The organism is Pseudomonas sp. ES1 (genome assembly GCF_050586605.1).
GTDB lineage: Bacteria > Pseudomonadota > Gammaproteobacteria > Pseudomonadales > Pseudomonadaceae > Aquipseudomonas > Aquipseudomonas sichuanensis.
The window spans coordinates 1-12,501 of record NZ_JBOBDM010000100.1; the positions used below are offsets into that span (position 1 = coordinate 1).

Sequence of the window (12,501 nt, forward strand, 5' to 3'; positions counted from 1 at the left end):
GCGCAGGCGAGCTCAACTTTTTTCACCAGGACGGTGAGGTATCCGTTCGCGACATCCGTGTAGTGAGTGGAAGTGCGATTCATTCGCAAAAGATCATCCCTCTCACAGGTCAGCGTCCATGAAGTTCACCCCGCGTTGCGTCCCGCTCTGGTTCGGCCTCAGCACCTTGTCGGTGCTGGCCATGGTCCCTCAGGCGATGGCCGAGCAGCAGAGCCAGGCTTATGCCTTCGCCCAGCCGAGCCAGCCGCTGGCCCAGGCGCTCAACGCCTTCAGCCGCACCACCGGGCAGAGCGTGGTCTACACCCTGGCGCTGCCCGATCTGCAGGCGCCGGCCTTGCACGGCACGTTCAGCGCCGAGCAGGCCCTGCAGCAACTGCTGGGCAGCTCCGGCCTGGCTTGGCGCCGCGTCGATGGCCGCACGCTGACCCTCGAACCGGCCGACACCTCAGGGGCCGTGAACCTGCAAGCCACCACCGTTACCTCCCAGGCCGACGACTACAGCTACCAGCCCCCGGCCAGCGCCTCGATCATGCGCGGCCAGGGCCCGACCCAGGACATCCCCCAGGCGATCAACGTGGTGCCCGCGCAAGTGATCCGCGACCAGGCGCCGCGCAACCTCGACGATGCGCTGTACAACGTCAGCGGCATCACCCAGGGCAACAACTTCGGCGGCACCGCCGACACCGTGATGAAGCGCGGCTTCGGCGACAACCGCGACGGCTCGATCATGCGCGACGGCATGCCCATCGTGCAGGGCCGCGCCCTCAACGCCAGCACCGAGCGGGTCGAGGTGCTCAAGGGCCCCGCTTCGCTGCTGTACGGCATCCAGGACCCGGGCGGGGTGATCAACGTGGTCAGCAAGCGCCCGCAGCTTGAGCAGTACAACGCCGTCACCCTGCGCGGCTCCAGCTACGGCAGTGGCAAGAACGGCAGCGGCGGCGGCCTGGACAGCACCGGCGCGCTGGGCGACAGCAACTTCGCCTATCGGCTGATCGTCGACCATGAAGACGAAGACTACTGGCGCAATTTCGGCGTGCACCGCGAGTCGCTGGTGGCGCCGTCGTTCGCCTGGCTGGGCGAAGCCACCCAGGTGGTGCTGGCCTACGAGCACCGTGAGTTCAGCTACCCGTTCGACCGCGGCACCGCCTTCGGCAGTGACGGGCACCCGCTGAACATTCCCGCCAGCCGCCGTCTCGACGAGCCGTTCAACGATATGGAAGGTCGCTCCGACCTGTACCGCCTGGAGGTCGATCACCAGCTGAGCGACGACTGGAAAGCGCACTTCGGCTACAGCTTCAACCGCGAAACCTACGATGCCAGCCAGGTCCGTGTGACTGGGGTGAACGAGGCAAAAGGCACGCTGACGCGCAGCATCGACGGCACCCAGGGCGCCATGAGCCGCGACCAGTTCGCCACCTTCAGCCTTAACGGCAACGTCGAGCTGGCCGGCCAGCGCCACGACCTGCTGGTCGGTGTTGATCACGAAGACCGCAAGATCTACCGCGCCGACCTGATCCGCCAGAACAGCCGTTCGACCTTCAGCTACCTCAACCCGGTCTATGGCCGCGAAGTGGAAGGCACCAGCGTGCGCGCCAGCGACAGCGACCAGACCGACGAACTGCGCAGCGATTCGCTGTTCCTGCAGGATGCCTGGCACCTGGACGATCACTGGATCCTGGTGGCCGGCGGGCGCTTCCAGCAGTTCGACCAGTACGCCGGCCGTGGCCGCCCGTTCAACGTCAACACCGACAACAGCGGCCAGACCTGGGTGCCCCATGCGGGCCTGGTGTACAAGCTCGACGAGCAACTGTCGTTCTATGGCAGCTACAGCGAGTCGTTCAAACCCAACTCGACCATCGCGCCGCTGAGCATCGGCGGTGGCCAGACCCTCACCCTCGACTCAGGCATCGAGCCGGAGCAAGGCAAGTCGTGGGAACTGGGCGCCAAGCTGGATATCCCGGGCCGGTTGACCGGCACCCTGGCGCTGTTCGATATCAACAAGCGCAATGTGCTGGTGGCCGACGGCGACACTCAGCCCGGTACGATCATCTACAGCAATGCCGGTGAAGTGCGTTCCCGCGGCGTCGAACTCGACCTGACCGGCCAGCTCAGCGAGCGCTGGAGCCTGATCGGCGCCTACGCCTTCACCGATGCCGAAGTGACCAAGGACCCGGACCTCAAAGGCAATCGCCTGCAGAACGTCGCGCGCCACAGTGGTTCGCTGTCGGCGGTGTATGACTACGGCAGCCTGCTTGGCGGCGACCGCCTGCGTGTAGGGGCGGGCGCCCGCTATGTGGGGGAGCGCGCCGGCAATGCGACCAATGACTTCGACCTGCCGGCGTATACCGTGGCCGATGCCTTTGCCAGCTACGAGACCAAGCTCGACGAGCACAAGGTTCTACTGCAACTGAACGTGAAGAACCTGTTCGACAAGGTGTATTACAGCTCGGCGGTGAACCGTTACTTCGTCGCGGTGGGGGATGCGCGGCAGGTGAGCCTGTCGAGTACGTTCGAGTTCTAAAAACGGGGACCGCTTTGCGGTCCATCGCTGGCAAGCCAGCTCCCACACGGGCCCTGTGGGAGCTGGCTTGCCAGCGATGAGGGCCCACGGTCAGCTGTTGAAGGCTGCCCGATACTCCCCTGGCGTCGCCCCCAACGCCTGCCTGAACCGGTTGCTGAAATGGCTGGCACTGGCAAACCCGCACAGCAACGCCACCTGCCCCAGCGGTAGTTGCCCCAGGCGCAACAGCTCGCACGCCCGGTGCAGGCGCCGGGCCAGCAGGTACTGATGCGGCGGCAAACCGAAGCTCGCCCGGAACATCCGCGCAAAGTGGTATTCGGACAGGTTGCAGCGCAGCGCCAGCTCACCCAGGGTCAGCGGCTGGTCGAGGTTGGCCTCGATGTACTCGACCAACTGCCGGCGCTGGTGCGGCGCCAGCCCGCCCTTGAGTTTCAGCCCCTGGCGCAGCCCCGCCTGATGCAGGACGGCATGGTCGATGATGGCGTGCCCCAGGCTGCTGGCCAGCAGCCGTTCGCCGGGCTCGGCCCAGTCCAGCTGGATCAGCTGGCGAAAGCGCGCGGCCTGCACAGGGTCTTCAAGAAAGGTCGCCTCGCGCAGTTGCATCTCCCGTGGCTCACGGTCGAGCAGGCGGGTGCAGCCCAGGGCGAACTGCGCCTCGCTGATGTACAGGTGGGCCAGGCGGATCGAGCCGTTGACCACCCAGTTCGACTCGTGGCCGGCGGGCATGATGCACAGCTTGCCAGGCGACCCCTTGTCCGACGGGCGCTGGCGGCGGAAGGTGCCGGTACCGTCGGCGATGTAGCAGGACAGGGTGTGGTGGCTGGGGGCCTGGTAGTCGCGGGCATCGTCACGGTTGCTCCACAACGCCGCCGCCAGCCCGTCGCCCAGGTGCGCGCTCAGCTCCAGGCGGGCGTGGGGGGAGGCGTGCATGGCGTTGAAGACTTGCAGGTGATCGAGTGCGGGCATGGGCGGGTCCTCTGGTGGCCATCGTACTGCGATGGCGAGGGGCTGGCAGCTACCTGTCGAGGAAAAGCGCAAGTTTGTGCAAGCGCAGAGCAGGTCCCCGGTGAAGACTGGAAGGCCTGGCGAGGGCTGCGCCCTCGATTCGCGGGTAAACCCGCTCCCACAGGATCAGCGCCAGCCTTGCCAGCGACGCCATTCCTGTGGGAGCGGGTTCACCCGCGAAGAGCCAGGCACCGATTCTGAGAGGCCCGAGGAACCGTCGCCATGAACCTGTCGCTCTACCTGCTTACCGTCCTGATCTGGGGCACCACCTGGATCGCCCTGAAACTGCAACTGGGCGTGGTCGCCATCCCGGTGTCGATCGTCTACCGCTTCGCCCTGGCCGGGTTGATCCTGTTCGCCATCCTGCTGCTTACCCGGCGCCTGCAACCGATGGACAGGCGCGGCCATCTGGTGTGCCTGGCCCAGGGTTTGTGCTTGTTCTGCGTCAACTTCATGTGCTTCCTCACCGCCAGCCAGTGGATCGCCAGCGGCCTGATCGCCGTGGTGTTTTCCACCGCCACCCTGTGGAATGCCCTCAATGCGCGGATCTTCTTCGGCCAGAAGGTTGCCGCCAACGTGCTCGGCGGCGGGGCCATGGGCCTGCTCGGCCTGGGGCTGCTGTTCTGGCCGGAGCTTTCGCACCACGCCGCCAGCCGCGAAACCCTCTACGGCCTGGGCCTGGCGCTGCTCGGCACCTTGTGTTTCTCGGCCGGCAACATGCTCTCCAGCGTGCAGCAGCGGGCCGGGCTCAAGCCCATGACCACCAATGCCTGGGGCATGCTCTACGGCGCGTCGATGCTGGCGGTGTACTGCCTGGTCAGCGGCATCCCGTTCCAGATGGAATGGAACACGCGCTATATCGGTTCGCTGCTGTACCTGGTGATCCCGGGCTCGGTGATCGGCTTCACCGCCTACCTCACCCTGGTCGGGCGCATGGGGCCGGAGCGCGCGGCCTACTGCACGGTACTGTTCCCGCTGGTGGCGCTGAATGTGTCGGCGTTCGCCGAAGGCTACCAGTGGACGGCGCCGGCGCTGCTGGGGCTGGTGGTGGTGATGGCGGGGAACGTGCTGGTGTTTCGCAAGCCGAAAGTGAAGCCGGTCGAAGGCGTACTGGCAGTGAAATGAGGGTTGGCCCTATCGCTGGCAAGCCAGCTCCCACAGCGATCACTGTGACCTTGTGGGAGCCGGCTTGCCGGCGATAGGGCCAGCCCGGTCAGTAAGCGACTATCAGCCTTTCCACACCTGCGGATTCACCAGATCCCGTGGCCGCTCACCCAGCAGCGCCGCGCGCAGGTTGTCGATCGCCCGGTTGGCCATGGCCTCGCGGGTTTCGGCGGTGGCCGAGCCGACGTGGGGCAGGGTCAGGGCGTTGGGCAGCTTGAACAGCGGCGAGTCGGCCAGCGGCTCTTTCTCGTACACATCCAGCCCGGCGCCACGGATGGTGCCGGTTTGCAGCGCCTCGATCAGCGCCGCCTCATCCACCACCGGCCCGCGCGCGATGTTGATCAGGAACGCGCTGGGCTTCATCAGCTGCAATTCCCGTGCGCCGATCAACTTGCGGGTGGCCTCGGACAGCGGCACCACGATACAGACGAAGTCGGCCTCGGCCAGCAGCTCATCCAGGCTGCGCAACTGCGCGCCGAGCTCCTGCTCCAGCGCCGCCTTGCGGCTGTTGCCGGCGTATAGCACCTGCATGTTGAAACCGAAGCGGCCACGGCGGGCGATGGCCGCGCCGATGTTGCCCATGCCGACGATCCCCAGGGTCTTGCCATGCACGTCGCTGCCGAAGTGCGCCGGGCCCACGGTGGCCTGCCACTGGCCGGCCTTGGTCCAGGCATCGAGCTCGGCGGTACGGCGGGCGCAGCCCATGATCAGCGAGAAGCCCAAGTCGGCGGTGCTTTCGGTGAGCACGTCGGGGGTGTTGGTCAGGGCGATGCCGCGCTCGTTGAGGTAGGCCAGGTCGTAGTTGTCGTAGCCGACCGAGACGCTCGATACCACCTCAAGCTTGCCCGCGCCTTCGAGCTGCGCGCGGCCCAGCTTGCGGCCCACGCCGATCAGGCCGTGGGCCTCGGGCAGGGCTTCGTTGAACTGGGCGGCGATGTCGCCCAGTTTCGGGTTGGGCAGGATCACGTTGAAGTCTTGCTGCAGGCGCTCGGCCATGGCGGGGGTGATGCGGCTGAAGGCCAGGACGGTCTTTTTCATCGGGCTTCTCTGCAAGGCGGGAGATGGGGAGTCAGGCAGGAAAGGAGGGCAAAGCCCTCCCATGGGCTGTCTGCCAAACGCTGAAATCAATGGTTAGCAACCTACCATTGTCCCCACCCGCAATGCAGCAGCTTTTTCAGTTGGCGATCAGCACCTGGTGGGTCTTCAGGTCTGCCTCATGGGCCGCCAGGATCTCCGGCAACGAGTTACGCAGGTACTCGACCCAGGTCTTGATCTTGGCATCCAGGTACTGGCGCGACGGGTAGATCGCGTACAGGTTGAGCTCCTGCAGGCGGTAGTCGGGCATGATCCGCACGATGCTGCCGTCACGCAGGGCATCGATGGCCGAATAGATCGGCAGCACGCCAACCCCCATGCTGCTGCGGATCGCGGTCTTCATCGCATCGGCCGAGTTCACCTGGAACGGCGAGGTGGTGATGTTGACCAGCTCCTGGCCTTCGGGGCCGTCGAACAGCCACTTCTCCAGCGGGATCACCGGGCTGACCATGCGCAGGCACGAATGCTTGAGCAGGTCGGCCGGCTTGTGCGCGGTGCCGTGGCGTGCCACGTATTCGGGCGAGGCGCAGACGATGCTGTAGGTGATGCCCAGGCGCTGCGAGACGAAGCCCGAGTCCGGCAGCTCGGTGGCCAGCACGATGGACACGTCGTAGCCCTCGTCGAGCAAGTCGGGCACACGGTTGGCCATGGTCAGGTCGAAGGTCACGTCCGGGTGCGACTCGCGGTAACGGGCGATGGCATCGACCACGAAGTGCTGGCCCACGCCGGTCATCGAATGCACCTTCAGCTGCCCGGCAGGGCGGGCGTGGGCATCGCTGGCTTCGGCTTCGGCCTCCTCGACGTAACTGAGGATCTGTTCGCAGCGCATCAGGTAGCGCTTGCCTGCTTCGGTCAGCGCGATGCGCCGGGTGGTGCGGTTGAGCAGGCGGGTTTGCAGATGGGCTTCCAGGTTGGAGACCGCGCGCGAGACGTTCGCGGTGGTCGTATCAAGCTGCACGGCGGCGGCAGTGAAACTGCCGAGCTGGGCCACACAACTGAAAGCACGCATGTTTTGCAGGGTGTCCATGGGTCACTCTCGGGTTAGAGGACAAAATTGTGACATGAAGTAACGTGAATGCACGTTCGACCAAAGCCGGATTATCGCTGTTTTGGTAACAAAGATTCGCAGGAATATGCGCTTATCGCCAATGAAAGCCACCCCTAGAATGGCCCAGCCCCTCCACCTCTTCCTCGGGAAATCGCAGCTGTGCCGCGTCGCCACATCGGAGCGCTCCGAGCGCTCAGTGCCTGTGCCCTTAGCTTGTCCTTGAGCGGCTGTATCGGAACCTGGGGCATTGCCCCGCAAAGCAAGACAATCCAAGCCAACCAACTGACCACCGACGCCGCCATTGGCGAGGCGGCGCGTGATGCCCATTGGCCGGCCCAGCAGTGGTGGCGCGCCTATGGCGACCCACAGTTGAACGCCTGGGTAGCGCTGGCCCTGCAGGGCAGCCCGAGCATGGCCATGGCCGCTGCACGGGTGCGTGAAGCCAAGGCCATGGCCGGCGTGGTCGAGTCGGCCGAGCAGTTCCAGGCCAACGGCCAGGCCTCGCTCAAGCGCCACAATTGGCCCGAGGATCAGTTCTACGGCCCCGGCGCGCTGTCTGGTGCCAACACCTGGGACAACAACGCCGCCATCGGTTTCAGCTACGCGCTGGACCTGTGGGGCCGTGAACGCAATGCCAGCGAGCAGGCCGTGGACCAGGCCCACATGAGCGTCGCCGAGGCGCGCCAGGCCCAGCTGGAGCTGGAAAACAACGTGGTGCGCAGCTACATCCAGCTCAGCCTGCAGTTTGCCCGGCGCGATATCGTCCAGGCCGAGCTGGCCCAGCAGGAGCAGATCGTCGCCCTGGCCAAGCGCCGCCTCGACGGTGGCATCGGCACCCATTTCGAGGTCAGCCAGGCCGAAGCGCCGCTGCCCGAGACCCATCGCCAGATCGACAGCCTCAACGAAGCAATCGCCCTGACCCGCAATCAGCTGGCGGCCCTGGCCGGCAAGGGCCCAGGGGAGGGCGGCAAACTGCAGCGGCCAAGCCTGACCCTCGGCGCGCCGCTCAAGCTGCCGTCGAACCTGCCCGCCGAACTGGTCGGCCAGCGCCCCGACGTGGTCGCCAGCCGCTGGCAGGTCGCCGCCCAGGCGCGCGGCATCGATGTGGCCCATGCCGGCTTCTTCCCCAATGTCGACCTGGTGGGCAGCCTCGGCTTCATGGCCACCGGCGGCGGCCCGCTGGAATTCCTCACCGGGCGCAAGTTCAACTACAACGTCGGGCCGGCGATCAGCTTGCCGATCTTCGACGGTGGCCGCCTGCGTTCGCAGCTGGGCGTGGCTTCGGCCGGCTATGACGTGGCCGTGGCGCGCTACAACCAGACGGTGATCGGCGCGCTGAAGAATATCTCCGACCAGCTGATCCGCCGCGAATCGATGCACGAGCAGGCGCACTTCGCCGCCGAGTCCGTGGCTGCCGCGCAGAAGACCTACGACATCGCCACCGTGGCCTTCCAACGCGGCCTCACCGACTACCTCAACGTGCTCAACGCCCAGACCCTGCTGTTCCGCCAGCAACAGGTGCAACAGCAAGTGCAGGCCGCGCGCCTGATCGCCCATGCCGAACTGGTCACCGCCCTGGGCGGCGGCCTGGAAGCTGGCAAGGACGTGCCGGATGAACAGCGCCAGGCCGCACCGAAGACCCCGGCCGCCCTGACGGTGGTCGACAAACTCCTCGACCACGCGGACCACGCCCAATGAGCGCACTGAGCTTGCCCCTGCGCTGGCTGCAGAGCCTGGAATGGCGCCGGGGCTTCTTCGCCTGGGCGCGCACCGACGGCGTCACCTGGGTGTACATCTTCAAAGTCCTGGCCGCGGCCTTCATCACCCTGTGGCTGGCCATGCGCCTGGAGCTGCCGCAGCCGCGCACGGCGATGATCACCGTGTTCATCGTCATGCAGCCGCAAAGCGGCCATGTGTTCGCCAAGAGCTTCTACCGGGTGCTCGGCACCCTGGCCGGCTCGGCGATGATGGTTGCGCTGATCGCGATCTTCCCGCAGAACACCGAGCTGTTCCTGCCCAGCCTGGCCCTGTGGGTGGGCCTGTGCTCGGCCGGTGCCATGCGCTACCGCACCTTCCGCGCCTACGGCTTCGTGCTGGCCGGCTACACCGCGGCGATGATCGGCCTGCCGGTGCTGGAGCACCCCGACCAGGCGTTCATGGCCGCGGTGTGGCGGGTGCTGGAAATCGCCTTGGGCATCCTGGTGTCGACCTTCGTCAGCGCCGCGATCCTGCCGCAGTCGGCCAGCGCCGCCATGCGCAACGCCCTGTACCAGCGCTTCGGCACTTTCGCCGGGGTGGTGGTGGAAGCGCTGCGCGGCGACAGCCAGCGCGACCGCTACGAGACCAGCAACGTACGCTTCGTCGCCGAGGCGGTGGGGCTTGAGAGCCTGCGCAACGTCACCGCCTTCGAAGACCCGCACATGCGCCGCCGCTCTGGCCGGCTGGTCCGCATGAACAGCGAGTTCATGGCCATCACCACCCGCTTCAACGCCCTGCACCGGCTGCTGGAGCGCCTGCGCGCCCGTGGCCCACTGCAGATCGTCGGCGCCATCGAGCCGGGCCTTGAGACGCTGGCCGAGCTGTTGCAACCCTATGTGGGGCGTGCGCTGACCGATGCCGATGCGCTGCGCCTGGCGCTTGAACTGGGCACTTATAAAGAAGGCCTGCAAGCCCAGGTCCGTGGGCTGCGGGCGGACTACCTGGAAACCAACCCCAGCGAGTCCGACCTGCTCGATTTCCACACGGCCTTCGAGCTGCTCTACCGCTTCGTCGACGAGATGTACAGCTACGCCGAGACCCACGCCTCGCTGGCCGTGCATAGCCACGAGCGTGAGCAATGGGACGAGCCTTACGTGGCCCAGACCAGCTGGCTGGTGTCGGCGGCCGCTGGCGTGCGCGCCTCGGCGGTGCTGTTGCTGCTGGGCAGCTACTGGCTGCTCAGCGACTGGCCCAGCGGCGCCATGATGACCCTGATCGCCACCGTCACCGTGGGCCTGTCGGCGGCCTCGCCTAACCCCAAGCGCATGTCGTTCCAGATGGCCTGCGGCACGGCGATCGGCGCCTTCATCGGCTTCTTCGAAACCTTCTTCGTGTTCCCCTGGATCGACGGCTTCCCCTTGCTGTGCATGGTGCTGGCGCCGGTGTTCGTGCTCGGTGCGTTCCTCGCCTCACGCCCGGCCTACGCCGGCTATGGCCTGGGCTTGCTGGTGTTCTTCGCCATCGGCTCGGTGCCCAACAACCTCACTGTCTACAACCCCTACACCTTCATCAACGACTACATCGGCATGGTCATCGGCATGTTCGTCTGCGCCGCGGCCGGGGCGATCATCCTGCCGCCCAACAGCCGCTGGCTGTGGAGCCGCCTGGAGCAGGAGCTGCGCGAGCAGGTGCTGTTCGCCATCAGTGGGCGCCTGCGCGGCCTGGGCTCGGCCTTCGAAAGCCGCACCCGCGACCTGCTGCACCAGGCCTATGGCCTGGCCGCCGGCAAGCCGCAGGTGCAAAGCCAACTGATGGGCTGGATGTTCACGGTGCTGGAGATCGGCCACGCCGTCATCGAACTGCGCAAGGAGCAGGCCCGCGCGCCGGTGCATCCGGCCTATGCCGAGTCGCAGCCCTGGCGCCAGGCCATCCGCGTCATGGGCCGGGCGTTGGCGCGGCTGTTCCTGCAGCCCAGCGCCAGCAACCACGAACGCGCCCTGGTGGCAGTGGACCATGCCATCAGCCGGGTGCAGGCCACCGACGAACCCTTCGCCCGGCACTTCGACACCTCGGTGCTGCGCCGGGCGCAGAGCTACCTGCACTTCATCCGAACCTCCCTGCTCGACCCACAGTCGCCGTTGGCCCCGGCGAAAGGATTGCACGATGCCCCGTGAGATCGCCTTCCATGGCGTGTACATGCCCACCATGACCTTGATGTTCCTGTTCGCCCTGGGCCTGGCCTGGGGGCTCGACCGGTTCATTGCCAGCCATGACGGCTATCGCTTCTTCTGGCACCCGGCGCTGCTGCGCCTTTCCCTGTTCGTCTGCCTGTTCGGCGCCCTGGCGCTGTCGCTCTACTGGTGAGAAACCTTCGATGAAAAAGTTCTTCAGCCTGATCGCCACCCTGCTGGTGCTGACCGCTGCCGTGGTGATCGGCCGCCAGTTGTGGCTGCACTACATGACCACGCCCTGGACCCGCGACGGCCGGGTGCGCGCCGACATCATCAACGTCGCCGCCGACGCGCCGGGCTATGTGGTGGACGTACCGGTCAAGGACAACCAGCGGGTGAAGAAGGGCGATGTGCTGATCCGCATCGACCCCGAGCACTACCAGCTGGCGGTGGACCAGGCCAAGGCGCTGGTCGCTTCGCGCAAGGCCACCTGGGAAATGCGCAAGGTCAACGCCAAGCGCCGTGCCGACATGGACAACCTGGTGATCTCCAAGGAGAACCGCGACGACGCCAGCAACATCGCCAACTCCGCACTGGCCGACTACCAGCAGGCCCAGGCCCAGCTGGCGGCGGCCGAGCTCAACCTCAAGCGTACGCAGATCGTCGCCACCGTCGACGGCTACGTGACCAACCTGAATATCCACAAGGGCGACTACGCCCGCACCGGCGAGGCGGTGATGGCGGTTGTGGATGAAAACTCGTTCTGGGTGTACGGCTTCTTCGAGGAGACCAAATTGCCCCATGTGAAGGTGGGCGACGTGGCCGAGTTGCAGATGATGAGCGGCGAGCGCCTCAGCGGGCATGTGGAGAGCATCGCCCGGGGTATCTACGACCGCGACAACCCGCAGAGCCGCGAGTTGATCGCCGATGTGAACCCTACGTTCAACTGGGTAAGGCTGGCGCAGCGGGTGCCGGTGCGGATTCATATCGATGAGGTGCCGGAGGGGTACCTGCTGGCGGCGGGGACGACTTGTACGGTGGTGGTCAAGCCGAGCGAGTGATTGTCTGTAACGGCCTCATTACCGGTAAGTACATCTTCCGTTGATTCAGCGGGGACCTGTGGGAGCGGCGGTTCGCCGCTGCGATTTACCCGCGAAGCTGGCAACGCTGTGCATGGCACCGGCTTAGCCGGTGTTCGCGGGTAAACCCGCTCCCACAGGATCCGCTCAAGCCTGGCTGCTGGCGGCTTTCAGACCAATTTACCGCTAACCGCTGTCGTTACGCCTACCAACACCGGCACCTGTACCCGGTCGATCACCTTGGCGCTGATCGACGGATCCAGCAGTCGCCCCAGCCGCGACAGATGCCGGTGCCCCATGATGATCAGCTCGCACTCCAACTCCCGGGCCTTGGCGACGATGACGTCCTCCGGCTGGCCGGCGACCATGCAGCCCAGGCTGTCGAAGCCGGCTTCGCGCAGGGCCTTCACGGCGTTGCCGACGGCATGTTCAGCCATCTGCTGCTCGTCGCAGGCGGCAGGATATTCCTCCAGCTCTTGCTCGGTGTAGGCCGTGCGCTGCTCGTGCACGGCGAAGGTCGCGTCGATGGCCAGCAGCACGTGCAGGGTGTGTTCGCCCGGGCGGCAGTAGCGGCGGGCGAGGTCGAGCAGGGCATGGCTGGCGGGGGACGCGTCGATGGCGATCAGGACCGGGTGGGGCATGGGCAATCCTTTGGAGTATGGATGGCAGTGCTGGCCTCATCGCCAGCAAAACAGGTCCCCCAAGGGGAGGTAATGCCTG

The 12,501-nt window shown here is 66.1% G+C and carries 10 protein-coding genes; 6 read left to right on the forward strand and 4 right to left on the reverse strand.

From position 1 onward, the window contains the following. Positions 1 to 118: 118 nt before the first annotated feature. Positions 119 to 2,521, forward strand: coding sequence for a TonB-dependent siderophore receptor (locus ACQ4N9_RS25685; RefSeq protein ID WP_390966986.1), 2,403 nt, complete (start codon positions 119 to 121; stop codon positions 2,519 to 2,521). Positions 2,522 to 2,611: 90 nt separating this feature from the next. Here ACQ4N9_RS25685 and ACQ4N9_RS25690 read toward each other — a convergent pair whose 3' ends face one another. Next, complete coding sequence (locus tag ACQ4N9_RS25690; protein ID WP_390966988.1) at positions 2,612 to 3,487, reverse strand: helix-turn-helix domain-containing protein; 876 nt, start codon at positions 3,485 to 3,487, stop codon at positions 2,612 to 2,614. 261 nt (positions 3,488 to 3,748) lie between these two features. On the opposite strand from ACQ4N9_RS25690, the gene ACQ4N9_RS25695 reads away from it, so the two are divergent. After that, positions 3,749 to 4,651 (forward strand): DMT family transporter, encoded by a 903-nt coding sequence (locus tag ACQ4N9_RS25695; protein WP_390966990.1) that lies wholly within the window; start codon positions 3,749 to 3,751, stop codon positions 4,649 to 4,651. Positions 4,652 to 4,753: 102 nt separating this feature from the next. Here ACQ4N9_RS25695 and ACQ4N9_RS25700 read toward each other — a convergent pair whose 3' ends face one another. Further along, positions 4,754 to 5,728 carry a 2-hydroxyacid dehydrogenase gene (locus ACQ4N9_RS25700; RefSeq protein ID WP_390966992.1) on the reverse strand — a complete coding sequence of 325 codons (975 nt, stop codon included), beginning with the start codon at positions 5,726 to 5,728 and terminating at the stop codon, positions 4,754 to 4,756. 136 nt (positions 5,729 to 5,864) lie between these two features. Continuing rightward, positions 5,865 to 6,812 (reverse strand): LysR family transcriptional regulator, encoded by a 948-nt coding sequence (locus ACQ4N9_RS25705; protein WP_125462652.1) that lies wholly within the window; start codon positions 6,810 to 6,812, stop codon positions 5,865 to 5,867. Between the two features lie 180 nt (positions 6,813 to 6,992). On the opposite strand from ACQ4N9_RS25705, the gene ACQ4N9_RS25710 reads away from it, so the two are divergent. The 4 genes from ACQ4N9_RS25710 to ACQ4N9_RS25725 are packed head-to-tail and all read left to right on the forward strand — an operon-like array spanning position 6,993 to position 11,763. After that, positions 6,993 to 8,531: an efflux transporter outer membrane subunit gene (locus tag ACQ4N9_RS25710; RefSeq protein WP_390966994.1), complete on the forward strand. Its 1,539-nt coding sequence runs from the start codon at positions 6,993 to 6,995 to the stop codon at positions 8,529 to 8,531. Then, positions 8,528 to 10,705, forward strand: a complete 2,178-nt coding sequence (locus tag ACQ4N9_RS25715; protein ID WP_390966996.1) for an FUSC family protein — start codon at positions 8,528 to 8,530, stop codon at positions 10,703 to 10,705. The genes ACQ4N9_RS25710 and ACQ4N9_RS25715 overlap by 4 nt, the downstream gene beginning before the upstream one ends. Beyond that, positions 10,695 to 10,895: a DUF1656 domain-containing protein gene (locus ACQ4N9_RS25720; protein ID WP_008097766.1), complete on the forward strand. Its 201-nt coding sequence runs from the start codon at positions 10,695 to 10,697 to the stop codon at positions 10,893 to 10,895. The genes ACQ4N9_RS25715 and ACQ4N9_RS25720 overlap by 11 nt, the downstream gene beginning before the upstream one ends. 10 nt (positions 10,896 to 10,905) lie before the next feature. Further along, the gene (locus ACQ4N9_RS25725; protein ID WP_390966998.1) at positions 10,906 to 11,763 is read left to right on the forward strand and encodes an efflux RND transporter periplasmic adaptor subunit; all 858 of its coding nucleotides are present in this window, start codon (positions 10,906 to 10,908) and stop codon (positions 11,761 to 11,763) included. A 188-nt stretch (positions 11,764 to 11,951) separates the two neighbouring features. Here the strand turns inward: ACQ4N9_RS25725 and ACQ4N9_RS25730 are convergent, their stop codons facing one another. Then, positions 11,952 to 12,422 (reverse strand): universal stress protein, encoded by a 471-nt coding sequence (locus ACQ4N9_RS25730; RefSeq protein ID WP_390967000.1) that lies wholly within the window; start codon positions 12,420 to 12,422, stop codon positions 11,952 to 11,954. Positions 12,423 to 12,501 lie beyond the last annotated feature (79 nt).

Coding starts and splice junctions, on each gene's coding strand:
- ACQ4N9_RS25720 (WP_008097766.1), top strand. CDS start 10,695: ATGCCCCGTGAGATCGCCTTCCATGGCGTGTACATGCCCACCATGACC.
- ACQ4N9_RS25690 (WP_390966988.1), bottom strand. CDS start 3,487: ATGCCCGCACTCGATCACCTGCAAGTCTTCAACGCCATGCACGCCTCC.
- ACQ4N9_RS25685 (WP_390966986.1), top strand. CDS start 119: ATGAAGTTCACCCCGCGTTGCGTCCCGCTCTGGTTCGGCCTCAGCACC.
- ACQ4N9_RS25705 (WP_125462652.1), bottom strand. CDS start 6,812: ATGGACACCCTGCAAAACATGCGTGCTTTCAGTTGTGTGGCCCAGCTC.
- ACQ4N9_RS25700 (WP_390966992.1), bottom strand. CDS start 5,728: ATGAAAAAGACCGTCCTGGCCTTCAGCCGCATCACCCCCGCCATGGCC.
- ACQ4N9_RS25725 (WP_390966998.1), top strand. CDS start 10,906: ATGAAAAAGTTCTTCAGCCTGATCGCCACCCTGCTGGTGCTGACCGCT.
- ACQ4N9_RS25730 (WP_390967000.1), bottom strand. CDS start 12,422: ATGCCCCACCCGGTCCTGATCGCCATCGACGCGTCCCCCGCCAGCCAT.
- ACQ4N9_RS25695 (WP_390966990.1), top strand. CDS start 3,749: ATGAACCTGTCGCTCTACCTGCTTACCGTCCTGATCTGGGGCACCACC.
- ACQ4N9_RS25715 (WP_390966996.1), top strand. CDS start 8,528: ATGAGCGCACTGAGCTTGCCCCTGCGCTGGCTGCAGAGCCTGGAATGG.